24 protein-coding genes are annotated in these 26,245 nt (G+C 30.3%); 17 read left to right on the forward strand and 7 right to left on the reverse strand.

Translation table 11 applies throughout. The annotated features are described in order from the left end of the window. The first annotated feature begins 29 nt into the window (after positions 1–29). From LN42_RS07530 to LN42_RS07540, 3 genes are read left to right on the forward strand one after another with little or no spacing between them, the layout of a single operon-like run. Entirely contained in the window at positions 30–1,049 is a 1,020-nt protein-coding gene (locus tag LN42_RS07530) for an HD-GYP domain-containing protein (protein ID WP_041638557.1), read from the forward strand. Then, entirely contained in the window at positions 1,046–2,119 is a 1,074-nt protein-coding gene (locus LN42_RS07535) for an HD-GYP domain-containing protein (RefSeq protein WP_014296922.1), read from the forward strand. The genes LN42_RS07530 and LN42_RS07535 overlap by 4 nt, the downstream gene beginning before the upstream one ends. Positions 2,120–2,130: 11 nt before the next feature. Further along, positions 2,131–3,219: an HD-GYP domain-containing protein gene (locus tag LN42_RS07540; protein WP_014296923.1), complete on the forward strand. Its 1,089-nt coding sequence runs from the start codon at positions 2,131–2,133 to the stop codon at positions 3,217–3,219. Here the strand turns inward: LN42_RS07540 and LN42_RS07545 are convergent. Both LN42_RS07545 and LN42_RS07550 read right to left on the reverse strand, forming a co-directional pair. Then, a complete protein-coding gene (locus LN42_RS07545; protein ID WP_014296924.1) occupies positions 3,216–4,274 on the reverse strand; it encodes a hypothetical protein in 1,059 nt (352 codons plus the stop codon). The genes LN42_RS07540 and LN42_RS07545 overlap by 4 nt on opposite strands. 19 nt (positions 4,275–4,293) lie before the next feature. Beyond that, the gene (locus LN42_RS07550) at positions 4,294–5,040 is read right to left on the reverse strand and encodes a hypothetical protein (RefSeq protein ID WP_014296925.1); all 747 of its coding nucleotides are present in this window, start codon (positions 5,038–5,040) and stop codon (positions 4,294–4,296) included. Positions 5,041–5,171: 131 nt separating this feature from the next. Here LN42_RS07550 and LN42_RS07555 point away from each other — a divergent pair, with 131 nt between their 5' ends. The 5 genes from LN42_RS07555 to LN42_RS07570 all read left to right on the forward strand — a co-directional run bounded on the left by LN42_RS07555 (position 5,172) and on the right by LN42_RS07570 (position 9,723). Beyond that, positions 5,172–5,822 carry a MarR family winged helix-turn-helix transcriptional regulator gene (locus tag LN42_RS07555; protein ID WP_014296926.1) on the forward strand — a complete coding sequence of 217 codons (651 nt, stop codon included), beginning with the start codon at positions 5,172–5,174 and terminating at the stop codon, positions 5,820–5,822. 3 nt (positions 5,823–5,825) lie between these two features. Then, the gene (locus LN42_RS07560; RefSeq protein WP_014296927.1) at positions 5,826–6,962 is read left to right on the forward strand and encodes a DegT/DnrJ/EryC1/StrS aminotransferase family protein; all 1,137 of its coding nucleotides are present in this window, start codon (positions 5,826–5,828) and stop codon (positions 6,960–6,962) included. Between the two features lie 79 nt (positions 6,963–7,041). Then, entirely contained in the window at positions 7,042–7,218 is a 177-nt protein-coding gene (locus tag LN42_RS10975; RefSeq protein WP_014296928.1) for a hypothetical protein, read from the forward strand. A gap of 130 nt (positions 7,219–7,348) precedes the next feature. Further along, positions 7,349–8,653, forward strand: a complete 1,305-nt coding sequence (locus LN42_RS07565; protein ID WP_014296929.1) for a nucleotide sugar dehydrogenase — start codon at positions 7,349–7,351, stop codon at positions 8,651–8,653. After that, entirely contained in the window at positions 8,650–9,723 is a 1,074-nt protein-coding gene (locus LN42_RS07570) for a Gfo/Idh/MocA family protein (RefSeq protein ID WP_014296930.1), read from the forward strand. Before LN42_RS07565 ends, LN42_RS07570 begins: the two co-directional genes overlap by 4 nt. Before the next feature lie 51 nt (positions 9,724–9,774). Here the strand turns inward: LN42_RS07570 and hpf are convergent, their stop codons facing one another. Together hpf and LN42_RS07580 are read right to left on the reverse strand one after the other, a co-directional pair. After that, positions 9,775–10,320, reverse strand: coding sequence for a ribosome hibernation-promoting factor, HPF/YfiA family (hpf, locus tag LN42_RS07575; RefSeq protein ID WP_014296931.1), 546 nt, complete (start codon positions 10,318–10,320; stop codon positions 9,775–9,777). A gap of 106 nt (positions 10,321–10,426) precedes the next feature. Next, positions 10,427–10,984: an NTP transferase domain-containing protein gene (locus LN42_RS07580; protein ID WP_075780657.1), complete on the reverse strand. Its 558-nt coding sequence runs from the start codon at positions 10,982–10,984 to the stop codon at positions 10,427–10,429. A gap of 66 nt (positions 10,985–11,050) precedes the next feature. On the opposite strand from LN42_RS07580, the gene LN42_RS07585 reads away from it, so the two are divergent. From LN42_RS07585 to LN42_RS07625, 9 genes are all read left to right on the forward strand, one after another. After that, positions 11,051–12,268, forward strand: a complete 1,218-nt coding sequence (locus LN42_RS07585; RefSeq protein WP_075780658.1) for an extracellular solute-binding protein — start codon at positions 11,051–11,053, stop codon at positions 12,266–12,268. Continuing rightward, a complete protein-coding gene (locus LN42_RS07590) occupies positions 12,258–14,201 on the forward strand; it encodes an ABC transporter permease subunit (RefSeq protein WP_075780659.1) in 1,944 nt (647 codons plus the stop codon). Before LN42_RS07585 ends, LN42_RS07590 begins: the two co-directional genes overlap by 11 nt. A 23-nt stretch (positions 14,202–14,224) precedes the next feature. Continuing rightward, a complete protein-coding gene (gene ade / locus LN42_RS07595) occupies positions 14,225–15,946 on the forward strand; it encodes an adenine deaminase (RefSeq protein WP_014296935.1) in 1,722 nt (573 codons plus the stop codon). A gap of 72 nt (positions 15,947–16,018) precedes the next feature. Beyond that, on the forward strand, positions 16,019–17,098 hold the full coding sequence (locus LN42_RS07600) for a BMP family ABC transporter substrate-binding protein (RefSeq protein WP_014296936.1): 1,080 nt from the start codon (positions 16,019–16,021) through the stop codon (positions 17,096–17,098). A 93-nt stretch (positions 17,099–17,191) separates the two neighbouring features. Next, the gene (locus LN42_RS07605) at positions 17,192–18,742 is read left to right on the forward strand and encodes an ABC transporter ATP-binding protein (RefSeq protein WP_014296937.1); all 1,551 of its coding nucleotides are present in this window, start codon (positions 17,192–17,194) and stop codon (positions 18,740–18,742) included. Positions 18,743–18,747: 5 nt separating this feature from the next. Continuing rightward, positions 18,748–19,893 (forward strand): ABC transporter permease, encoded by a 1,146-nt coding sequence (locus tag LN42_RS07610; RefSeq protein WP_198029609.1) that lies wholly within the window; start codon positions 18,748–18,750, stop codon positions 19,891–19,893. Next, positions 19,890–20,813, forward strand: a complete 924-nt coding sequence (locus LN42_RS07615; protein WP_014296939.1) for an ABC transporter permease — start codon at positions 19,890–19,892, stop codon at positions 20,811–20,813. The genes LN42_RS07610 and LN42_RS07615 overlap by 4 nt, the downstream gene beginning before the upstream one ends. 30 nt (positions 20,814–20,843) lie before the next feature. Beyond that, positions 20,844–21,344, forward strand: a complete 501-nt coding sequence (locus LN42_RS07620; RefSeq protein ID WP_075780660.1) for a biotin transporter BioY — start codon at positions 20,844–20,846, stop codon at positions 21,342–21,344. Positions 21,345–21,497: 153 nt separating this feature from the next. Further along, positions 21,498–22,772: an SLC13 family permease gene (locus LN42_RS07625; protein WP_014296941.1), complete on the forward strand. Its 1,275-nt coding sequence runs from the start codon at positions 21,498–21,500 to the stop codon at positions 22,770–22,772. 20 nt (positions 22,773–22,792) lie between these two features. On the opposite strand, the gene LN42_RS07630 is transcribed toward LN42_RS07625, so the two are convergent. From LN42_RS07630 to galT, 3 genes are all read right to left on the reverse strand, one after another. Then, the gene (locus LN42_RS07630; RefSeq protein ID WP_014296942.1) at positions 22,793–23,959 is read right to left on the reverse strand and encodes a MalY/PatB family protein; all 1,167 of its coding nucleotides are present in this window, start codon (positions 23,957–23,959) and stop codon (positions 22,793–22,795) included. A 67-nt stretch (positions 23,960–24,026) separates the two neighbouring features. Further along, positions 24,027–25,226, reverse strand: coding sequence for a hypothetical protein (locus tag LN42_RS07635; RefSeq protein ID WP_075780661.1), 1,200 nt, complete (start codon positions 25,224–25,226; stop codon positions 24,027–24,029). A gap of 5 nt (positions 25,227–25,231) precedes the next feature. After that, positions 25,232–26,236: a galactose-1-phosphate uridylyltransferase gene (gene galT / locus LN42_RS07640; protein WP_014296944.1), complete on the reverse strand. Its 1,005-nt coding sequence runs from the start codon at positions 26,234–26,236 to the stop codon at positions 25,232–25,234. Positions 26,237–26,245 lie beyond the last annotated feature (9 nt).

Here is a 26,245-nt window from a genome sequence, read left to right on the forward strand (position 1 = left end):
CTAAAACCTAAATTATTGGGGTTGAAAACTTGAGCAAAGTAAAAATTACGGATTTAAAACCCGGCATGATTGTAGGAGAAGATATATATAACTTAAAAAATAGATTAAGTTTAAAAAAGGGTCAGGAATTAGATGAAAAGACCATAAAGATGCTCATTTCCTCAGATATCACAGAAATAGAGATTTTATCCTCTGAATCGCTTGGGACGGGATTTGTAGAAAAGGAATTTGAAGAGTTACCACCTATAATAGATGAAGAGGTTTATAATAGATGGATTGAATCCGTTGGGCATGTTTTTAGTCATTTTTCTAAAGAAGAGTTGTATATATCCTTAAACAATTTAACAGAAGAGATATATAAAAAATTTGATATAAAAAAAGAAAATATAGTATTGAATTTTCTAAATTCAATAGGAAATGAAAGTTTACTATATCATTCAATGAATACAGCAATTTTAGTATCATTAATTGCCAAAAAAGTGGAATTACCATATATTATGTATAAACAAACGGTGAAATTTGCACTAATTCATGATATTGGTTATGCAATGCTCGGTGATAGGGTAATTAACGATTTTGAAAGTGAAGAAACCAATGCCACATTACATACAATTGTTGCATTTAAAAAATTACAGGGTTTAAAAAACGTATTAAATCATGAAATATTGGATAGTATTTTATATCATCATGAACGCTTTGATGGTAAAGGAAAATTTCAGATGAAAGGTGAAAAAATTCCACCGCTTGTTAGAATTACCCAGGTTGCAGACGCATATACCTCATTAACAGAAATAGGATATACGCCATATGAAGCTTTATCATGGATTTTAAAAAGATCAGGTTTTTTATTCGATCCGTATTATGTTGGACAATTATACGAAGTTACGGGATATTATCCAACAGGAACACGTGTAAAATTGAATAATGGACAGGTAGGGATTGTGCTAAAACGAAATGAAATAGAAATTTTTCCATTGGTTCTTGTGGATAATGAAAAAATACAAACAGGTCCCGATACAAATCTCTACATCCAGGAGGTTATAAAATGAAAGTAATTTCTTTGAATAAAGCACAATTTGGAATGGTATTAGCTATGGATGTTAGAGATACAACGGGAAAAGTAATATTTAAGAAAAATACACCGCTTGACGAAAAGGTTATTGCTGTTTTAAAGAAAAGCGGTATATTTACCATTCCTGTGAAAAATCAAAAAAATACGATAACAGGTCTTCAAAAAGAAACCCAAAAATATGGAGTGGTAAGCAAAGAGCATCTTGATTTAGGATTTAAAAAGATAAAAAGTGTATTTAAAGTTCTGGAAGATTCTGGAAATATAGATATTGATACCGTAGTGGATATTGCCTCAACAATAAAAGAAGATATAGAAAAAAACTTTTCAGATAAACTATTTGTTCCATTAAAAAAGTTGCAAACATTTGACGAATATTTATATTCGCACTCCTTGAATGTTATGATTATAAGTACATTGCTGGGTGTAGAAGCGGGTATTATAGGCGATGAATTGTTAAGCTTATCAATTTCAGCATTACTTCATGATATAGGAAAAACAAAGGTGCCTATTGAAATTATGAATGCTCCGAGAAAATTAACTCAGGAAGAAATGCAAATAATGAGAAATCATGTAAAGTTTGGTAAAGAATTATGTATTCAGAATAATATTAAAGATATAGGGATTGTTGCCGGGGTATATGAACACCATGAGCGTTTTGATGGTAAAGGATATTTAGAAGGAAAAACAAATGAAATGATAAGTGATTTTGGAAAGCTTATTTCCATAGCAGATGTATATGATGCGCTTACCAGCACAAGAAGTTATAAGGGGCCATGGACACCATATAAAACAATATCCTTTATATTAAGTAATGTTGAAAAACAATTTGATGGAAGATTTGCTCAGGGATTAATAAATGCTTTTGGAGTTTATCCTGTTGGAACGAGAGTAAAATTAAGTAACGGACAATTTGGTACTATAGTAGCTTCAAATCGTTCCAATAAAATCAGACCTTTAATAAAAATCGATAGAGGCGATACAATAGATCTTTCCGAAGAAAAAACTATAAGAATAGTTGAAGTTTTAGACTATATCTATATAGAATAAGGGGGATTTTAATGAAATTTTTACCGTTAAATAAAATAAAAAGCGGTATGATATTGGCAATGGATGTAAAAGACATTGATGGCAATATCATATTTAAAAAAGGTAAGGTTATAGATTCCAATGTTTTGAACACACTTCAAAAAAATAATATATTAAAAGTTCCAATAAACGAATTAAAAAGAAAATCTGCACAGTCAGTGCAGAATATAAAAGAAATGGCATATACCCATAGTTTTTTAAGTAAAGAGGTATTGGAAAGAAGTTTTTCACAGGTAAAAGATCTTTTTGCTGAACTGGAAAAAGGCGGAGATGTTGACATAGACAAGGCAACAGAGGTTGCTTCAACAGTAACCGATGAAATGCAAAAAAATTTTTCAGACAAAATATATATACCCTTGAAAAAATTAAAAACATATGATGAATATCTGTATTCTCATTCATTAAATGTTATGATTCTGGGATCTTTAATAGGATTTGAGGCCGGTATTAGAGGTGATGAATTAACAGAATTAGCTTTATCGGGATTATTGCATGATATTGGAAAAACAAAGGTGGATCTTGAAATATTAAACGCACCAAGAAAATTATCTGCAGAAGAGTTTGAAGTTATGAAAAAACATGTTATGTACACAAAAGAAATTTTAGAAAATAATAGATTTGTTAGCGATAAGATATTACGAGGTGCAATTGAGCATCATGAAAGATATGATGGAACAGGATATTTTTTCAAGAAAAAAGGAAAGGATATCTCGGAATTTGGAAGAATATTAGCCCTTGCAGATGTATATGATGCATTAACAAGTAAAAGGGTATATAAGGATCCATGGACGCCATACAAGACATTATCTTTTATATTATCACATGTAACCAAAAGTTTTGACCCTGAATATACTCAACATTTAATAAATGCATTTGGATTATTTCCAGCTGGAATGGTTGTTCAGTTAAGCAATAATAAAATAGGAATTGTAGTAGCATCTAATAAAGCCAATAAAATGAAACCAATAGTAAAAATAGATGATGAACTTGTTGATACTGCAGAAGACAAAACGTTGAGAATAGTAAAAATTTTAGGATATAAATATATAGATGAAGATTAATCAGAATATTCAGAAACCTTTAATAAAATATATTTATTATTATCAAACAAAGCAATAAACTTCTTACTTAAACCAATATTAATTTCATCATTTGAAAACCTTGCAAGTAAAGATCTTAATTTTCTTGGCTTTATTTCTACTAAATAATTATGGTTAAAATTAAGATCCAGATTCCATGTAAGCGTGGAATTTTTGTCTTTGCTTACAATATGTGATTTTTTCGAAAATACCATATAAACAGGTAAACCTTGTGGAATAGAAGTATAAATACGATTTAAAGATTTCTTCAACGAAGAAATCTTTATTTTTTTATTTTCAATAAAATTATCAGGCAATTTAAAATCAATAACCTCTTCTTTTACTTCACTGCATGTACTTATTATAAATCCCTGTCCCTTTAAAATAATATGATCTTTTCCTAAAAATATTTTTATTACTTCATTTGAAGAAATAAGTGAGAGTGATTTGATTATATGTCGCACAGTTGTAAAGGGAATAAGTCTATTAAAATGTATATTATTTTTTATAAAAAAAGATATAGCTGATATATTAAAATTTTCGGATAAAGCATATATTTCATTATTTTTTGTTGAAAAAAAATGAATAAATTCCCCTTCATAAGAATGAACGCTGGCGAAATCGAGCAATTCAAGAAATTTCTTTAAACGCATTTCAAATAAAAAAGTAATTTTATCTTCATTAATCTTAGGAATAGTAGAATTTTTATTACTATGTATATTTAATATCATTTCATCTAATTCTATTTTCAACCCTTCATCTAAAGCAAGCATTCTAACAAAAGGTGAAGAATTGCTTTTTAATCCTTTTAAGAGTCCTTTTAAATGTTGGATTGGGATTTCATATGTATTTTTAAAAGGAAAAAATTCCTTTGAAAAAAAGATATCGGCATTGGCACAACCATCAGTCATAGCCACACGTAAAACGTTATCGAAATAAAGATAAATATTTCTATGAATTGGCTCAACAGTACCGCAAAATTTATCAGCAAATTCAGTAATTTTTTTAAGTCTCTTTGTGGGTATCCAGCCTTCCATTAAAAATCCTCCATTTTTGTTAATTACTTTCGAAAATGAAAATTGTTCCTGCTAAAGCCATAAAAACATCCATTATAAAACTCAAAAAAGATGAATTTTTCAATTTATCTAATTCATCGGAATTATTATAAGTTTTTTGAAATAAAATGTTATTTTCATTATCTCTTAAAATTGCAGAGACTATATAGTGCCCTTTTACAACAGTATAATTAAATAAACTATAATCATAAAAATTGTAATTTATAGTTATATTATGAACGTATATATCCAGAGAATAAAATTTTTTCTTTTTTGATTCAGGTGTATTTCCATTAAAACTTTCTGATAATATATTTTTAAAAAGTATATTATCTATATTTGTATTTTTAAGAGAAGAAGATGATGGGTTAAACAATAAATAAAAATCAACTCCAATAGGAATAAAAAAAGAATAAAACAAAACATCATTATTTGACTTCATTAAATTAAAAAAAGTATATAATGCCGCGGTAAAAGCAGGAGCAGAATATTTTGCAATAGGGAGTGTAAATTGATTTACCTGTAATACATTATATCCAGAAGTATTATTCTTAAAATTATCATAAGAGCGATTGTCCACAAATGTATTAATTTTAATATATGCATCATTTTCAACATAATCTTTAATATCGGATTTTATAGTCTGTGAAATTTTATAATAATAATTAGCCACATCCTTATCAAGATTAAAAGAAAGCCCAATTGCTGAAATAATCAATACGGTGAATAAGATTAAAGTTTTTTTCATAAAAATCCCCCCTTCAAAATTAAAAACTATATTGTTATATAAAATATTATATCATAAAGTTAGAACATAATTCTTGACACATAGATTTTAATTTGTTATAATTCACTCAGTGAATAAAAAGAGGTGAAAGCATGTTTGATTTTGAAGACTATACATTTTTTAATCCATCTCCTAATTTCAGGGAGTTAATGATTTTACAGATAATTTCGCAAAATGAAAAGGTATCTCAGGAAATGATAGCCAGAAGCGTAGGGATAGTTCCTTCAATGGTAAACCGATATTTAAAAGATTTTGAAGATAAGAAATATATAATAAAAACTGGCGGAAACAGAAGAAATATGAATTATGAAATTACGCACGATGGGAAAAAGAGGCTGCAATTTTTGACCGTTTCCTTTATAAACGAAGTTTCAAAAATATATTCTGAGACGAAGAAATCATTTAATAAAGTTCTTAATAAAATTGAAGATATGGGGTATAAGAATATATTATTATACGGTGCAGGAGTTGTTGGAGGAATAGTATTAAAGGTATTAACCGGAGAAAATATAAACGTAATAGGGTTTATAGATGATTCTATTTCAAAACAGGGGGATAAAATACATGGAATAAACATATATTCTCCAGAAGAAGTGAAAAATATGGATTATGACATGATTATAATAGCTTCATTTAGACATTCTGAGGATATTTTAAAAAATGCGAGAGAGAATGAATTATCAAATATATATATTTTTAATATTGATGAAACAGGTAATGTTTCATTGGAGAAAGGGGAGTAAAAAATGAAAATTCCATTATTTGATATGACAAGGCAATATGAAAAAATAAGGGAAGAAGTTTTGGAGACTCTTGATAATATTTTTAAAACAGGAAAGGTAATTTTAGGACCACATGTAAAAGCTCTTGAAGAAGAATTGGCAGAATATGCAGGGACAAAATATGCAATAGGTGTTGCAAATGGCTCTGATGCATTATTTTTATCTGTGAGGGCTTTAAATATTGGAGAAGGTGATTATGTAATTACTACACCATATACATTTTTTGCAACAGCAAGCTGTATAACAAGAAATGGAGCAAAGCCTATATTTGTTGATGTTGAAGAAAAGTATTACAACATGGATTTAAATAAGGTAGAAGAAATTTTGAAAAATCATCCAGAAAGGGAAAAAATAAAGGCAATAATACCCGTTCATCTTTTTGGTAAAACAATAGATCTTGAAAGACTTCAATATTTCAAAGAAAAATATGGAGTTTATATAATCGAAGACGGTGCACAGTCCATAGGTTCCATGTGGAAGGGCAAAAAAGGATTTTCTGTTGGAGATTTAAGCATTACATCATTCTTCCCTACCAAAAACCTTGGAGGTTATGGTGATGGAGGAATGGTATTTACCAATAATGAAGAGTTAGCAACAAGAGTAAGAAAATTAAGAGTACACGGTGCAGCAAAAAAATACTATCATGATGAAGTAGGATTTAATTCAAGGCTTGATGAAGTGCAGGCAGCAATATTGAGAATAAAATTAAAACATCTTGATGAGTACATAGAAAATAGAATAAAAATAGCTAAAAAATATGATGAGTTATTTAAAGCATATAAATTAGAAAAATATGTAGAGTATCCAGGAGTATTTGAAGATAAATCTCATGTCTATCATCAATATGTAATAACGCTTAAAAAAGGTAATAGAGACGAGTTAAGAGAATATTTAACAGAAAAAGGCATAGGAACATCTATTTATTATCCGAAGGGATTACATGAACAGAAATGTTTTGAATATCTTGGTTATAAAAAAGGAGATTTTCCAATAACAGAAAAAGCAACAGAAACTACATTGGCATTGCCTATATTCCCTGAACTCACAGAAAATGAGGTTGAATATATAGTAGAATCTATAAAAGAATATTTTAATAATTAAACTAATCCCGCTTGAAAAACAGCGGGATTTTATGATATAATATGATTGATGATAAAATCACAAAGATGGAGGGATGGGAATGTTTGGTTTTTCTCCAGGACTTACAGTGCTATTAATAGTTGCCTTTTTTTTATTGATATATAGAGGATGGAAATCATATCAGGATGGATATTTTGGTGAATTTTTATTTAGACTTTTAAGAACCTTTTTATTTGTATTAGCGGCGAATTTTATTATGTGGATGATGGATATATAGTATATAATTAGGCTCTTCAATTTGAAGAGCCTTTTTAATTAAATTATATTGACACATTCTTTTTTTTATGATATAATTCACTCAGTGAATGAAAATAAATTCAAAATTTTATATATTCGGAGGGATGAATATGAGTTTAATGGAAAAGATTCAAAACAAAACAGCAAAAATAGGGGTTATTGGACTTGGTTATGTTGGATTACCTTTAGCAGTAGAAAAGGCAAAGGCAGGTTATAACGTTATTGGCTTTGATGTTCAGGAAAAAAAAGTTGAAATGGTTAATAAAGGTATTAATTATATTGGTGATGTTGTAAATGAAGAACTTGAAGATCTTGTAAAAAAAGGAAAGATTACAGCTACAACAGATTTCGAAAAATTAGCTGAATGTGATGCAGTAATGATCTGTGTACCTACTCCTTTAAATAAATTTAAGCAGCCCGATTTGCAATATGTTGTTGCTTCTACAAAAGAGGTTGCAAAAAGATTGCATAAAGATATGCTGGTAACCCTTGAAAGTACAACATATCCTGGAACCACAGAGGAAGTAATGCTTCCTATATTAGAAGAAACAGGATTAAAGGTTGGTAAGGATTTCTATCTTGCTTTTTCACCAGAAAGGGTAGACCCAGGAAATTTAAGGTTTAAAACAAAGAATACACCAAAGGTAGTTGGTGGCGTAACACCAGAATGTACAAAACATGCTAAAGCGTTATATGAAAATGTTCTTGAAGCAGAGGTATTTGCTGTTTCAACACCAAAAGAAGCAGAAATGGCAAAGATTTTAGAAAATACATTTAGAATTGTAAATATTGCGCTTATTAATGAAATGGCTGTAGTTGCAAAAAAACTTGGAATTAATATCTGGGAAGTTATTGATGCAGCAGCTACAAAACCATTTGGTTTTATGCCTTTTTATCCTGGGCCAGGTGTAGGTGGTCATTGTATTCCAATAGATCCATTTTATTTAACATATAAAGCAAGAGCTGTTGATTATCATACAAGATTAATAGAAATGGCTGGAGAAATAAATGATGCAATGCCTGAATATGTTGTTTCAAGACTTCAGGATATTTTAAACGATAGAAAGAGATGTTTAAATGGAGCAAAGGTATTATTGCTTGGTGTTGCTTATAAAAACGATATAGATGATTTAAGGGAATCACCTGCATTAAAGGTTATAGAACACCTTGAAAAGAAACATGCAGATATTATTATTCATGATCCGTATATTCCAGAATTTACACATGAAGGAAAAACATATAAGAGTGTGGAATTAACAAGAGAGCTTCTTGAAAGTGTAGATGCTGTGGTATTAACTACTGCACATTCTAATGTAGATTATGAATTTGTGCTTGAACATGCTCCATTCTTATTTGATACAAAGAATAAAACAAAGAATATAGAAAAGAATAAGGATAAGGTGATATTATTATGATTCGACTGGCATTAATTGGTTGTGGTAGAATTGCTACTAAAAAACATACAGAAGCTATAATAAAGAATAGCGAATTATTTGAGCTTGTAGCTGTTGTTGATCCTGTAAAGGAAAAGGCAGAAAATATTGCTAATATAATAGAAGAAGCGGGATTAAAAAGGCCAGAAGTATATACTGATTATAATGAAGTTTTAAAAAGAGAAGATATAGATATGGTATCCATAGCTACAGAAAGTGGATATCATTATCAGATTTCTATAGATGCAATGTGCAATGGAAAACATGTGCTTGTTGAAAAACCTATGGCATTATCCACAAAAGAAATGGACCATATGATAGAACTTTCAAAAGAAAAGGATTTAAAATTAGGTGTGTGTTTTCAGAACAGATTTAATCCACCTATTCAGGAGTTAAGAAAAAAACTTGAAAATGGTGATTTTGGAAAATTGTTGCATGGACAGATTTCCATAAGATGGAACAGGAATAAATCATATTATGAACAGGCACCATGGAGAGGAACGTGGGAGCTTGATGGTGGAACATTAATGAATCAATGTACTCACGGAATAGACCTATTACAATGGACATTTGGTGAAATAGAAGAGATTTCTGGTAGAATTGAAAACTTTAATCATCCATATATTGAAGCAGAAGATTTTGGAAGTGCAATTATAAAGTTTAAAAATGGTGCTGTGGGAATTGTAGAAGGAACAGCAAATGTTTATCCAAAGAATCTTGAAGAAACATTATCTGTGTTTGGTGAAAATGGAACGGTTGTAATAGGTGGTCTGGCAGTAAATAAAATAGAAACCTGGAGATTTGATGGTGAAGAATCACATCCATTTCAAAATTTGCCTGATCCTGATACTGTTTATGGTGCAGGTCATGTGCCGCTTTATAAGGACTTTTATGAAGCTATAATAAATAATAGAAAACCATATATTTCTGGAGAAGATGGAAAAAAAGCTGTTGAAATTGTACTTGCAATTTATAAATCTTCTAAGGAAGGAAAACCAGTAAAATTTCCATTTGAATTTTCAACACTTGAGATGAAGGAATATTTTAAGTAATAATAAAATAAAAATGTCGGGCTGAAAATCAGCCCGACTTATTATTATTTATTATTCTTCAAATTCTATTAATCCCAATGTTCCGTCTTTTCTTTTGTAAATAACATTAACTTCTTCTGACTCTGAATTTCTAAATACAAAAAATTCGTGTCCCAATAATTCTAACTGTAATATCGCTTCTTCTAATGAGAACATACTCATATCAAATCTTTTTCTTTTTTCAATTTTGCTGAAAAGTTCATCTTCATCATCTAATTCTACAGGTTTAACATCTTTTAATGGGTTTGGAGCATCGTGATTTTGTAATTTTCCTTTTACTTTCTTTAATTTTCTTTCAAAAGCGTCAGAAACTTTATCTATAACCTCGTAAAGGTCTGTCCCCCTTTCTTCTACTTTGAAAATACTGCCTTTAAATTTAAGATGTGAAGTAACCTCAACCTTATAAGTTTCTCTGTCTTTTTCTACCCTAATTTCTGTTCCCATTAACAAATCATCGTGTTTTTTGAACATTCTGTCGATTTTTTCCATTCTCTTTTCTAAATAATCTTCAAGAGCTTTAGTGAGCTCAATGTTTTTTGTGAATAATTTGTAATCCATAAGAACACCTCCTTTGGAAGATCCCTAACCACATCTCCTACTATAATAATAGCACTTTTTTTAAAAAAAGTCAAATTCTCTTAATAAATAGTTTTCTTTAAAGTAACTAAAGGGGAGTGTCTATGTCAAAAACGGACATAGATATATTAATTTCTATTTTTTCTACTAATTCTGGTTGTTTATATATTATCTGTTTTATACCGGCATCGCCTGATAAATCTAAAACATTTTTATATAATTGTTTATCAATTAATGTTGGAAATCCTTTTTGTCCCTGATAATACGGAGCAACAATAGGTTTTTTAGTATTTTGATATAAAATTTTTTCAACTGTTTCTTTTGTGATTAGAGGCATATCTCCAAGAAATATTAGGGTTTTGTCATAATTATTGTTTAAAGCATATTGTATTGCTGTTTTTACTGAAGAGGAAATTCCTTTTTTATATTCGTGATTATAAATGATTTTGAAATTAGAATAGTCTTTGAAATGATTTTCTATTTCATTCCAATTTTCATTTACAACAAGCAATTTATCAAAATCATATTGATTTAATAAATCTATGGTCCATTGCAAAAGTGGTTTGCCATTGTAATTATATATAAGTTTATTGCCTTTAAATCTCTTTGATAAACCTGCAGCAAGTATAACTCCCAATATTTTCATTTTAAAAAACCTCCAATTTGATGTATAATTATGTTAACATTATATCACAGATTAAGGGGGTTGTTTATGAAAAGGTTTTCAGTTTTAATACTTTTTGTCTTAATGATTACATTTTTATTTGCCGGTGAAATTACTGTATGGTTTGAATATGAAGGTTTTGATCAATTTAAAGATATTGTAAAATCATTTGAAAAAGAGAATCCTGGAATCACTGTGAAGGTGATAAGACAGCAAAAAATATCCTCGAAATTATTTACAGTTTTTAGAGGAGATGGAGATATTCCTGATATTGTTTTAATAAAAAATGATGAGATAGGGAAGTTAACAGATGCAGGATTATTAGAAAATATAGATGCATTAAAAGATAAATATGGAAAATCATTTATAAAAGGCTCATTTGATGCATTTAAAATAGAAAAACATATTGTTAAAGATGGAAAATCTATTTCTAAGGAAGTACATTATTATGGCATACCATTTTATTTTGATACACAGGTATTATTTTATCATTATAAAACCTTTTATGATTCAGGATTTCCTTTAGAATATGGACATACATTTGAAGATTTATTGTTTGCAAGTTATGCAGTGGAAGAAAAAACAAAGGGGAAAACACTTGGGCTTGCATGGGGCGCCAATTCGCCTTATTGGTTCCCACCTTTCCAATGGGCATTTGGAAAAGAAAATTTAATGGAAAATGGAAGAATAATAATAGATGATGATAATACCTATAATGCAATTTCTTTTATATTTACAACAGTTGCAGGAGGTAGTGCTCATCTCATAGAAAGGCAGGGGCTTGTTTCTGGATTTAAAAAAGGCAAAATAGCAGCCATGTTTTTTGGAACCTTTATGATTCCTGATTTTATTAAATCCGGTATAGAGTTTAAAATATTACCATTACCATATATAAAAGAAGCAGGAAATTATATGACACCTGTTTTGGATTACAAAGGTTTTAGCGTTATAAAAGGGAAATTAAATAATGATGTTGAGAAATTTCTTGAGTATATTTCAAAGAAAGAATCTCAGATTACATTTTGTAAGGACTTATACAAATTTCCTTCTTCCAAAAGTGCTTTTGATGAATTGAAAGAAAAGGATGAATATTTTAAGGTTGCCTATATGTCTGCGGAAAGAGGAAAGGTTTTGCCAAATTCCGCATATTTTAAATCAAAATACTGGCAGGGAATACGAACGATGATGACATTAATTCTTAAGCAAAAAGATGAAATGGATGATTCTATTATAGAAAAAACACAGAGGTTTATGGATGAAAAATAAAAGTAAGTATATTCTTTTATTACCAGCGGTATTTTTAATAACCTTTATTTTAATAATACCAATGTTTTCGATCTTGAAAACATCATTATATACCTCACCGTTTGGTGAGAATGGGGGTTTTGTTGGTATTAAGAATTATATAGAGGTTTTAAAAGACTCTGGAATGTCTATAGCTGTAAAGATTAGTTTCATATGGTCTGCTATTATTTCTTCAATAGTGATGATAATAGGTATTTTAATAGCATATTTGATAGAGGAAAAATTTAGAAATAAAAAATTGGTTTTCTTTTTAACGATGCTTCCATGGATAGTACCGTCTTATATAGGTGTATTGATATGGAGAGCTTTAATATATGGATATGGAACAGATTCTATTATAAAAAATATTTTTCATATTAATACAAATATATTTACAGATGTATTATCTGGATTTGGTTGGGGTGTTTTTGTAAGTATCTGGCTTGAATTACCGATAGTAATAATGGTTTTAATTTCTGCATATCAGGAAGTTCCAAAAGAATTATATTTTGCAGCAGAGATAGATGGTGCCAACTCACTGAATACTCTTATTAATATTACTATTCCATATATAAAGCCAACGATTATTGCATGGTTTCTGATAATATTTGCTGCACATTTTAAGGACTTTACTGTTCCATTTCTTTTAACAGCGGGAGGACCACCATTATTGGACGGGATAGGTAGTCATAGTATTGTTGGTATTACAACAACTATGGGAATATTCAATTATTTTGTTTCAAATACATATTATGATTTTGGAATAATATCAGCTTATAGCGTTATTTCAGCATTTTTTGTAATGCTTATAGCTTTTATCTTTCTTACCAGAAGAACTATATCTTTAAATAAATTTATAACCTTTGTTATAGCCATAAAGGTTCTTACCTATATGTTTAATCATAATATAGTATTATTGCTATCTGCGGCAATGTATCTTTTGTTGCTAAAAAACAGAAAATTATTTGGAGTAATAGTATTTGTAGATTTTGCAATAATGATGCTAAGCATAAATCATTATGGATTCTGGAAAGGATTTGATTTTGTTCCTATAATAGGATTAATGTGGCTGATTTTTAAAGAAAAAACGCCTGTGTTGCCACAAATTAGATTTAACATGACAAATTATATGAGATATATTGTATTGGGAATATTAATTTTAAGTATATTATTACCATTATGGAGCATAATAAATATATCTCTTTCCGGAAATAACGATATAACAATGAACCTTTTACCGAAAAATGCAACATTTGAAAATTACAAAAGGATATTCACAGAAGCAAATATAGATTTAAACTTAAAAAATACATTTATTTTATCCACACTAACAGCAATATTAGTACCATTAACTGCGTATCCTTTAGCATTGTTTATATCAAAAAATAGAATGGGATGGATATTGCCTATACTTATATTTATGGATTTTCTTGGAGGAGTGCATTCTATTATAGCTTTATTTATGGTCTTTAAGAAATTAAAATTATTGAATTCATTATTTGGGCTTTCATTGGTGTATACAACACATACATTGCCAATGGCCACATTCCTCATAAAAGGATATCTCGATAAGATTCCAAAGGAAATAGAAGAAACAGCCATAATGGATACATCAAGAATAAAATCATATTTTTATATATTATTTCCATTGTCTATTCCATCAATACTGGTGTCTTCATTGATAGGGTTTATGAAAAGCTGGAATGGGTTTATACCATCATTGATGTTATTAACAAAAGACAATTTATATCCAATATCTGTTAAACTATATTCCTTTATAGGAGAACCGGGAACTTCATATCCGCGTTGGGATTTATTTGCTGCATCATCGGTGCTTAATATGATATTCCTTGCAATAATATTTATAGCCATTAGAAAACCATTAATGAATGGGGTGTTGAAAGAAAGATATTAATTGAAATATAGGGGGGAAAATAGATGAAAATAAAGGATATTATTCCTGTGGCATTGGGAGAGGAAATGCCAGATGTATTGATAAAAAATGCGAAATTGGTAAATGTATTTACGGGGGAAATAGAGGAAACTAACATTGCATTATTTAGAAAAAGAATAGCAGGTATAGGGGATTATAATGAGGGTAAGGAAATAATAGATCTTAAAGGAAAATATATACTTCCAGGGTTTATTAATGCTCATTTGCACATTGAAAGTTCAATGTTAGCCCCAAGACAATTTGCTAAAGCAGTATTGTTAAGAGGAACAACAACGGTAATAGCAGATCCGCATGAAATATCAAATGTATTAGGATTAGATGGTCTTGAATATATGATAAAATCCACAGAAGGAATTCCTTTAAATGTTTATATAGCAATACCTTCTGCTGTTCCGGCGACCAATATGGAAACAACAGGAGCCAGATTAGGACCAGAAGATATGGTGGGATTTGTGGATACATATCCCAATAGAATAATTGCCCTTGGTGAGGTTATGAACTTTCCTGGTGTGCTAAATAGAGATCCTGAATTATTGACAAAGATAGAAATCTTAAGACATAAATATAAAAAGATAGATGGGCATGCACCAGGAGTAACAGGAAAAGCATTAAATGCGTATATAGATGCATTTATTAGATCTGATCATGAGTGTTCTACAGAGCCAGAAGCTTTGGAAAAGATAAGTAAAGGCATGCATGTGTTTATAAGAGAAGGAACAGCAGCAAAGAATCTCGATGATTTGATTGGTGCTGTAAATATTATGAATCACCACAATTTTTCCTTCTGTACAGACGATAGGGAACCGTTGGATATTTTACATGAAGGCGATATAGATTATCTTGTAAGAAGAAGTATTCAAAAGGGTGTAGATCCTATAATAGCAATAAGAATGGCAACAATAAATACAGCAAGATATTTTAATCTTAGAAGCATGGGTGCAATAGCACCGGGATATAAGGCTGATATGATAGTTGTTGATGATTTAGAAAACCTCAATATTAGAATGGTTATAAAGGATTCTAAAGTGGTTGTGAAAGATGGAGAATTAGTAGATGAAATGAAAGGGCTATATGATGACCTTCCAAAACGTTTTGGAAAGGTTATATTGCCAGAATTTTCAGTGGAAGATTTGAAAGTAAAACCTGAAAGCAATAAAATGAGAGTAATAGAAGTGTTTGAAGGTTCGCTTTTAACCAAAGAGTTAATAGTAGAACCAAAGGTAGAAAATGGTGTAGTAGTTTCTGATATTGAAAGAGATATAATTAAGATAGCTATTTTTGAAAGACATACAGGTTCAGGATTTTCAAAAGGGTTTGTTAAAGGATTCAAATTAAAAAGCGGTGCAGTTGGAACCAGTGTAGGTCATGATTCTCATAATATTGGAATAATTGGTACGAACGATGAGGATATGTATATTGCAGCTAAAGAGATAGAAAGAATGAATGGTGGTATGGTTGTTGTAAAAGATGGAAAGGTATTATCTCGTGTTCCGTTGCCAATAGCAGGTCTTATGGCAGATAAAGAATTGTTTGAAGTTGTTGAGGAATTGGAATATCAGGAAGAGCAATTAAAGAAACTTGGAGGAATAAAAGAGGTGTTTATGACATTATCCTTTATACAATTAGCAGTTATTCCAGAATTAAAAATTACTGATAGAGGTCTTGTAGATGTGAATAAACAGAAGTTCGTGGAATTATTTGTTTAAATTGAATTTTACCGTGAATAGTCTTTATGATATAATTTAATTAAATTTAGAATCCGAAAGGGAGGGATATATATGAAAAAGTTATTGGTTATTTTAATGGTTGTATTGCTTGGTATTACCTTATTTGGTAAGGTAAAGGTTGCGTTGTTAATTAATGGTACTCTTGGAGACAAATCATTCTTTGACTCAGCAGCAAGAGGAGTAAAATGGGCAGAAGAAAAATTAGGTGTAGAAGCAAAGATTATTGAAATGAGTTATAATCCAACAGAATGGGAACCTACATTGGAAGATATTTCTGATCTTGGAGAATATGATTTAATTATTGTTGGAACATGGCAAATGGTTGAATTATTACAGAGAATAGCTCCAATGTATCCTGATCAAAAATATATAATTTATGATGATGCAGTAGATTATTCACAGGGAAATCTTGATAATGTATATTCCATCACATATAAACAGAACGAAGGTTCATTTTTAGCTGGTGCAATGGCTGCAATGGTTTCAAAATCAGATAAATTTAAATATTCATTACCAGATAAAAAGATAATAGGTTTTCTTGGCGGTATGGATATACCTGTTATTAATGACTTTTTAGTAGGTTATATTGAAGGTGCAAAATATATTGATCCAGATATGAAAGTATTAATTTCATATGTAGGTGTATGGAATGATCCGGCAAAAGGTAAAGAATTTACATTGTCCATGTACAGGCAGGGGGCAGATGTTGTATTTGCAGTAGCAGGTGAAACAGGAAATGGCGTTTTGGCAGCAGCAAAGGATATGGACAGATGGGCAATTGGAGTTGACTCAGATATGCAATTATTATATGAAGAAAAAGATATGGATATAGTAAAACATACAATAACATCAATGCTTAAAAACGTAGATTATTCTTTATATAAATCAATAGAAATGTTCATAGAAGGGAAATTACCTTTCGGAAAGGCTGAAGCATGGGGATTAAAGGAAAAAGGTGTAGGACTTGCCGATAACAAGTATTTCCAGCAGGTTATGTCTGTAGATCCATGGATATTAATAAAATTAAAGGATATTGAACTTGGAATTATCAGAGGAGATATAAAGGTTCCAACTGCATATGGAATGAGCAATGAAGAGTTAAACAAAATTAGAAATTCTGTAAGACCATAATAACATAAAAGACATATAATAAATTATAATCTGGGGCTACGCGTAGCCCCACTTTTATTAAATTTTTAATTTCATTTAGGAAAGGTGAGAGGTATGAGTGAATATGTCCTTGAAATGAGAAATATATGGAAGGTATATCCCAATGGAGTTACTGCAAATAAAGGAGTAGATTTAAAGGTTAAAAAAGGCGAAATTCACGCATTGCTTGGTGAAAATGGAGCAGGAAAAAGTACATTAATGAAGATATTATTTGGTTTTGAAAGAGCCACAGAAGGCGAAATATATTATAATGGTGAAAAATTGGAGAATCATACCGCAGATAAAGCCATTGAATTGGGAATTGGTATGGTTCATCAGCATTTTATGCTTGTTCCTTCTTTGACAGTTGTGGAAAATGTAGTTCTTGGAATGGAACCCACAAAAGGTTTTTCAATAGATTTAAAAAAAGCTACAGAATTTGTTGAAAAGGAAATGAACAAATATGGATTACCTGTACCTTTGCATGAAAAGGTAAAGGATATCAGTGTAGGTATGAAACAAAGGGTTGAAATTATAAAAACTCTCGTTCGTGGAGCAGATTTAATTATTCTTGACGAGCCAACAGCTGTATTAACTCCACAGGAAACTGTAGAATTATTTAAAGCGTTGAAGAATCTTACTGCTGCCGGGAAAACTGTAATTTTCATTACTCATAAATTAAATGAAGTTAAGGAAATTGCTGATAGAATTACTGTTTTAAGAAGAGGTAAAACAGTAGGAGAGGCAGAAGTAAAGAATATAACCGAAAAAGATATGTCAAGAATGATGGTTGGTAGAGATGTGGATTTGAATATAGAAAAGAAACCTGCACAACCAGGAAATGTTGTTTTAGAAGTGAAAAATCTTCACTTTACAAGAAATGACGGAGTAAAGATGTTAAAAGGTGTATCTCTCGCTTTGCGTGAAGGTGAAATTCTTGGTATAGCCGGTGTAGAAGGAAACGGTCAAACAGAATTAGTTGATATAATCACCGGTATGGAAAAACCTGAAGATGGAGAAATCTTCGTCTTCGGAAAAAATATGAAAGATAGCGATAATCCACATGAATTTAGAAAAGCTGGTATGAGTTTTATACCTGCAGACAGAATGATTTGGGGAGCTTCAAAAGAGGATACAATAGAGGAAAATCTTATAAGCGACAGATTCTATAAAGAACCATTTTCCAAACGAGGAGTATTATCGTATAAAGCAATAACAGAAAATGCAAAAAAAATGATAAAGGAGTTTGATATTAGAACAGACGGCCCTAAAACTGCTGTAAAAATGCTTTCAGGAGGAAATATCCAGAAAGTTGTTGTAGCAAGGGAATTTACTGCAAATTCAAAGATTATTATAGCTGATCAACCTACAAGGGGTATTGATATAGCAGCTGCAGACTTTATAAGAAGACGACTTGTAAAAGAAAGAGATAACGGTGTGGGTGTTCTTCTTGTTTCCGCAGATTTAACAGAATTACTTGAAACTTCGGATAGAATAGTGGTTATGTATCATGGTGAAATAGTGGCAAAATTTGATGATGTATCACAACTTACAGAAACAATACTTGGTGAGTATATGCTTGGTATAAAAAAGATGTCAGCAGAAGAAATGGGTGATAAATCATGAAGGGTATGAAAAGATATGAAGTTTATAGAACTATTATAGCAATACTCATAGCTCTTGCTTTAGGGTATGTATTAATACTTCTTTCTGCTATACCAAAAGGAGACATGGCATTTTCGGAGAAATTAAAGGTTGCTATTACAGATGCAAATGATGCATTTGTAAAGTTTTTGACACTTCCTGTTGCAAGGCAGAGAAGAGGACACTGGCAATTTAATCTTAGAGGTTTCATTCAATGGATTAATGAAAGTGTTCCTATAATGATTACAGGTCTTGCTGTTTCGTTGATATTTACAGCGAAACAATTTAATATAGGTGCTGAGGGACAATTATTCCTTGGTGCTGCCATAGCAAGTTTTGCAGCAATATACTTTCCGGCGATACCAATTCTACATCCTATTGTTGTTATTCTTGTTGCTTCATTGGTAGGAGCTGGATGGTCAGCAATACCTGGTTATTTAAAGGCAAAGTGGAATGCATCTGAAATAGTAACTTCATTAATGCTTAATTATGTTGCATTATATATGGGATTATTTATAATCAAAGTATTTTTAAGAGATCCCAATGCAGGTCAATTGGTATCTTATAAATTTAAAGAAACAGCTATGTTATACCTTTTAAATTCAAGATATAGATGGCATATAGGTATATTAATAGCTCTTGCAATGAGTTTACTTTTCTGGTTTATTATGAAAAAAACAACATGGGGTTATAAGGTAAGATTAATCGGTAACAATAAGAACTTTGCATATTATTCAGGAATAGACACACAAAAGACATTGTTCCAGGCTCATGTTGTAAGTGGTGCAATTGCAGGAACAGCAGGTATTATTGAGTTAATTGGATATCACGGTAGATTTTTATGGTTGTTTTCTCCAGGATATGGATGGGACGGTATAATTATTGCCACATTGGCAAGAAATAACCCGTTATATGTACCACTAGCCGCTTTATTCCTTTCTTATATCAGGGTAGGAGCAAAAACAATGGGAAGATATACAAATATACCACCGGAAATGGTATCGATTTTACAGGCAACTATAATCTTACTTGTAACTGCTGAAGCATTCCTTTCAGGAATGAGACAAAAAGCTATAGAAAAAGAAGCAAAAAAATCAGAAAATGCCATTGCGAATGGTGGTGAAACAGCATGAATGGAGTTTTAAGTTCTATATTATCGTGGGATTTTTTATCAGCTGGAATCAGGGTAACAACGCCGATATTATTGGCAGCTCTTGGTGCATTAGTAGCTGAGCTTGCAGGAACGCCTAATATAGCTCTTGAAGGTACAATGCTATTTTCTGCTTTTGTTGGAGTAATAATCAGCGGATTTACACAGAATATATGGTTATCTATAATAGGTGCATTAATAACAGGTTGGGTAATGTCATCAATACTTGCGTATTTTTCTTTAAAATTAAAAACAGATATAATAATGGCAGCAATTGCTTTAAATATTTTTGCAAGTGGTGGAACTGTGTATGCACTGTATTTATTAACAGGCGATAAGGGTTCATCAGCTTCTGTTAAATCGCTTGTTTTACCAAATATAGATATACCTATAATAAAGGATATACCTATTTTGGGAAATATTTTAAGTGGGCATCATGTACTTACGTATGTTGCGGTATTAATGATATTCCTTGTTCAGTATATGTTGTATAAAACACCTCTTGGTTTGAGGATTAGATCAGTTGGTGAATCACCTGATGCTGCACGTTCTGTTGGGATTTCTGTATTTAAAACACAATATACAGCCCTTGTAATTAGTGGTTTATTAGCAAGTTTAGCAGGTGTGTTTTTATCCATGGGTTATGTTTCATGGTTTGCAAGGGATATGACAGCAGGTAGAGGGTTTATAGCCCTTGCTGCTCAGGCGTTAGGTGGAACTTCTGCATATGGTGTAGCGTTAGGTTCATTATTGTTTGGTTTTTCAGAAGCTCTTTCATTCTCTTTGCAATTTTTAAATATTCCATATGAAGTAACGCAATCAATGCCATTTTTAATTACTGTTGGCGCATTGGCGTTTTATGCATGGAATAAGGTTAGAGAAAGTAAGGAAAAAATCTTTTAATTTAATTAAAGATTAAAGGAGGTTTTCGGGGTGAGTAAAAAACTTTCTTTGTTAGGATTATTTACCGCATTTTTAATTGTTACTGCGTGGATAAAAATTCCAACGCCATTTGGTGTGCCGTTTACCCTGCAGGTATTTGGAATTATACTTTCTATTTATTTCTTAAAAAAAGATGCATGGAAGGTTGTTTTGATTTATGTAATGCTTGGTATGCTTGGGCTTCCTGTATTTGCAGGATTTAATGCTGGGATAGCAACAATCTTAGGTCCAACTGGTGGATATATAATAGGATTCTTATTGGCTACTGTTGTTGCATTTTTGCCTTTTGAAGGAATATTAAGAGGAATTTTAGCCTTGATAATAATTTATGTATCAGGCGTAATAGGATTAATGATGAGGTTGGATATAAATTTAATTAAAGCAATTCAAATAGGTGTTTTACCATTTATTGTTTTTGATGTTATCAAGGTTGTACTTGGATATTATACATATGTACTTACAAAAAAATATAATATAGAAATTGTAAAATAATCTTTGTATAATAGCCTCTTCTATTAAAGAAGAGGCTATTTTTAATTTGTAATACTTTTTTCTTTTTATTTAAATCTTTTCGAAAGATTTTCATTATATTAGAGGAATAAGATATAAATGTTTTTTGCCTTTTATTAAAGAAAGGGGGATAAAATGACTATAAACGGTATTTTAGTTCTGGTAATAGTTGGATTGGCGTATCTGTATATTATTTTTGGAAAAAAGAACAAACCTGTGGTAGTTTTTAGTCTGGCTTTATTGATTTCTGGATTAAGATTGGTAGAAGGGTTAGATGCAGAAAACTTCAGTCATGTTGTGGATATTGATACATTGGGATTATTAACAGGTATGATGATGATAGTAGCTTTTTTAAGTAAGTCTGGTTTTTTTGAGTTTTTTTCTATTAAGATTATAAAGCTTGGGGGAAAACGATTCTTTTTAACAATTACAATGTTGATGATAATAGTAGCGTTAACATCAGCATTTTTAGATAATGTAGTTACTATTCTTGTTATGGCGCCTATGATTTTTTTAATAGCAGATATGCTTGAAATTAGTCCTATACCATTGATAATGCTAACTATTTTAATGGATAATATTGGAGGAGCTGCAACATTAATAGGTAGTCCTTTAAACCTTGTTATAGGTTCAATTAGTGGATATTCATTTAATGATTTTATTGTAAAAATGGGTCCTGTATCTATTCTGGCTTTCATAGGAGTATTGTTTTATTTTAAAAAGCATTTGAGAGTAGACGAAAAAACATTAAAAAATATAGCTAAATTAAATGAAATCGATGAAAGAAAAGCTATTACTGACAAAAAAATGATGATTTATTCATTAATAGATTTTATAATAGTAATTATATTATTTATTTTGCATTCTACTTTGCATTTAGAATTAGCTGTTATAGCACTTTTGGGTGGTTCTATTTTAGTATTTAAATTTGCAAATGGATATGAAGATGTTGCAAAGGATATAGATTGGGATATGCTATTCTTTTTTGCAGGTTTGTATATGACTTCATATGCATTGGAAGAAATAGGATTTACGGAAAAGATTGCGAATATGTTTATTCCACTTGAATCCAATCAATTACTGCTTATAGGTGTTTTTTATTTAATAGCTGTTATTACAATTCCAATTTTAAATAATGTACCATCGGCATTAATTCTGGCACCTGTTATAAGAATACTTGTAAATCAGGGTATTACACCTGTGTTATGGTGGGCTTTTGCAATAGGAGCAAATTTTGCTACCAGTTTAACCCCATTGGGAGCTGTTCAAAACCTGGTTGCAGTTAATTATCTTGAAAAGAATTTAGGAAGAAAGTTTGGATTTATTGAATATATGCGATGGAAGATAATACCAGTTTTAATATCTCTGGTAATTGGATTAATATATGTAGGATATTTATTATATATGTAAAACTGAGGCCATTAGAGGCCTCAGTTCAATTTATTAATGGCGTATTCAATTTGCTTACAGGCTCTTTCTACAATTTCTCTGGATGTTGCGATATTCATTCTCATAAAACCTTCTCCACCAGGACCAAAGGTATCGCCAGAATTAAAACCTACCTTCGCTTTTCTTTCCAGGAATCTTTTTAAATCATCCTGTTTCATATTTAATTCTCTGAAATCCAGCCAAACCAGGAAGGTGCCATCAGAATCAATCACTTTTACCTGTGGAATATTTTTTTCAAAGTATGACTTTACAAATTTATAATTTTCTTCTATATATTCCATAACTTCATTTAACCAATCTTTTCCGTGTTTATATGCAGCTTCTGCTGCGACGAGACTTGAGATATTTTGTAAATATAAACCAGCTTTTTGAATCCATGCTTCAAATGTGTTTCTTAATTTTTCATTTTTTATAATTGCAAAAGAATAATGAAAACCAGCAATATTAAATGTTTTGCTTGGAGCCATTAAAGTTATAGTTCTTTCTGCAATTTCATCAGAAAGTGAAGCAATTGGTATATGTTTTGAATTTTTAAATACAAGATCAGCATGAATTTCATCGGAAACTATTAATACGTCATGTTTTATACATAATTCTCCAATTTTTTCCAATTCTTCTTTTGTCCATACTCTACCAACGGGGTTATGAGGACTGCATAAAATAAACATTTTTGAGTTTTTAAGTTTTTCTTCTAAATCTTCAAAGTCTATTTCATATTTATTATTTTTCAATACTAATTCATTTATTAAAAGATTTCTGTTATTATTTTTTACAGAACTCATAAAAGGTGGATATACAGGTGTTTGAATTAATATATTATCTTTTGGTTTGGTGAATAACATTATTGAAAAGTTTAAAGAGGGTATTACGCCATGTTCTGATAAAATCCAATCTTTTTTTACTTTCCAGGAATGTTTATATTCAAGCCAGTTTATAATATTTTCTTTTAAACTTTTTGGTTCATAAGTATAACCAAAAACGCCATGATCTATTCTTTTTTGTAAAGCTTTTATTACTTCTTCAGGTGCTTTAAAATCCATGTCCGCTACCCACATGGGTATTACTTCATTATCAAAGAATAAATCTGTTTTCCAATCTTTCCAATCCCATTTAATAGAGTTTGTGTTTTTTCTTTCAACAAATTCCATTTTCTTCCCCCCATTTTTTATAAATTAAAAGATTTTACCGGGCTTTCTGCCCGGTAAAATAAAAGTATTAAAATTCATTTATTACACTAAATTCTATTTTATCTTTAAATTCGTCATTAAATGAATCATAATATTTTGTATATAACATAAATAAATTGTTTGATACAGGATAACCTACAGAAATTTCGGCTGATGTATTTTTATCTAACCAATTATTAATATCTTCTAATGATTCCATAGGTCTATAGTATTTTCCAATAATAATTAGAGGAAATTCTTCAGAAGGTATTTGTGCATATAATGAGCCGGTAATTTCAGGATTTTGAACCTCAAAAGTTTTTGTTAAATCATAATGTAATCTTCCATTTGCATTTATAATATTTCCAAGATGAATATCAATTTCATTAATTCCACCAAATCTAATGGTATCATAATTTAAAATGTCGTAAGCTGTATCAGGATTTTCAAGGTTATTTTCATATTCAACATTTACAAATCCCAATTTATAATAAGGCATCTGTATAACTACAGGAAGTGATTTTAATGTTATTATACCTAAATTTAAAATTCCTCCTGCACCAGCGCCATAACCATTAACTGTTGTTGAGTCAATTGTAGAAGAGATATAACCAGCTTCCCCACCAATTTTTAAAATACCTTCTCCGAGATATGCACTTACACTACCGAGGACATCATCTCTTAAAGGTTTTATATCTTCTTTTTCCATGGTTTTACCGCCAAAAAATTCAAGGTTTATAAAGCCAACATGTGTTTTTAATATTCCATAGTATAAATAACCGCTCTGACTATAATTTACAGGAATAATTGAATCCAATGAATAAGGCATATGAACTTCTGCTTTTATATCTTCACTTATAAAACCTAAGTCTAAAGCATTTTTGAAGTTATTAGTATAATTATACATTAATATACCCAATCCTGCAGTTTTAGGATATGAAATTCCATATCTGAAATATAAAGGTCCAATTCTTAATTTTAATAAATTTATTGTTAATCCTGATAAAATATTATCTGTTTCTTCCATATTTGGAGTTCCATAATATAATGAACCACCAATTTCTTTTTGATATGCATTAAGACCCAACCCAAGCCCAAAAGAATCATTTTCGAAAACACCATTAATAGAATATAAAAGATAATCCTGTCCGTTTTCAGATACTGTGTTGAAATATGGTTGAACATAAAATTCCCCAAAGGATAAAGTTGCTAAAATGCCGATCAATATAATAGATATAAGTTTTTTCATGATATCTACCTCCTCTGTTTTTTTAGATTTTTTGCTGCAACTTCAGGAGATATTGAGTTTATAAAGAAACCTGATCCCCATTCAAATCCTGCAGCATGTGTTAGGCGTGGAATTAATTCAAGATGCCAGTGATAAAAGTTATTATTTAAATTATCAAAGGGAGAGGTGTGTATCATATAATTATATGGAATGTCTCCCAATAAAGAATAAAGATTATAAACAGTATGCTGCAAGATTTCAGCAAAGCTTTTAACTTTTTCAGGGAACTTTCTTAAAATTCCAAAATCAGATGAATGTTCTTTGGGAATTATCCATGTTTCATATGGAAATCGTGGGGCAAAAGGTTCAAATGCAATAAAGTGTTCGTTTTCTTCGATTATTCTGATATTATCTATTTTTTCCTGTTCAATTATAGAACAAAAAATACATTTTTTCTTTAAAGAGTAAAAATTTTTTGCACCTTTTAATTCTTCTTCTATGTATATAGGAATTATAGGAGTTGCAATTAATTGGGAATGTGGATGTTCTAAAGATGCTCCGGCATCACTTCCATAATTTTTAAATATCTGTATGTATTTTATTTTTTTATCTTTTTTTATTTCGTTGAACCGTATTAAATATGCCCATATAATTTCTTCAACTTCTTTTTCGGACATATTATATATTTTATGATGGTGTTTTTGTGATTCAATTATTACTTCATGATAACCATATCCATCTAATGAATAATATATGCCATTTTTTTTGAATTTTGGTGATATATCAGGTATTACAGCAGGGAATTTATTTGGAACTACTCTTATCCACCAGTTTTCATCATTGGGTTTTGAATTTTCAGGTTTAAATGCCAGTATTTCTGGTGGAGTTAAATGTTCATTTCCCTTATCAAAAGGGCAAAATATTTCTTCGGATATTTCTTTTCTTTCAATTTTTTGAATAGGGCGATTTGAACGTTCTGAAGATATTATCACCCATCTGTTTGTTATAGGATCTTTTCTATATTCTGGCATAAAACCTCC

Origin of the sequence: Marinitoga sp. 1137, assembly GCF_001941525.1 — a bacterium.
Lineage (GTDB): Bacteria > Thermotogota > Thermotogae > Petrotogales > Petrotogaceae > Marinitoga > Marinitoga piezophila.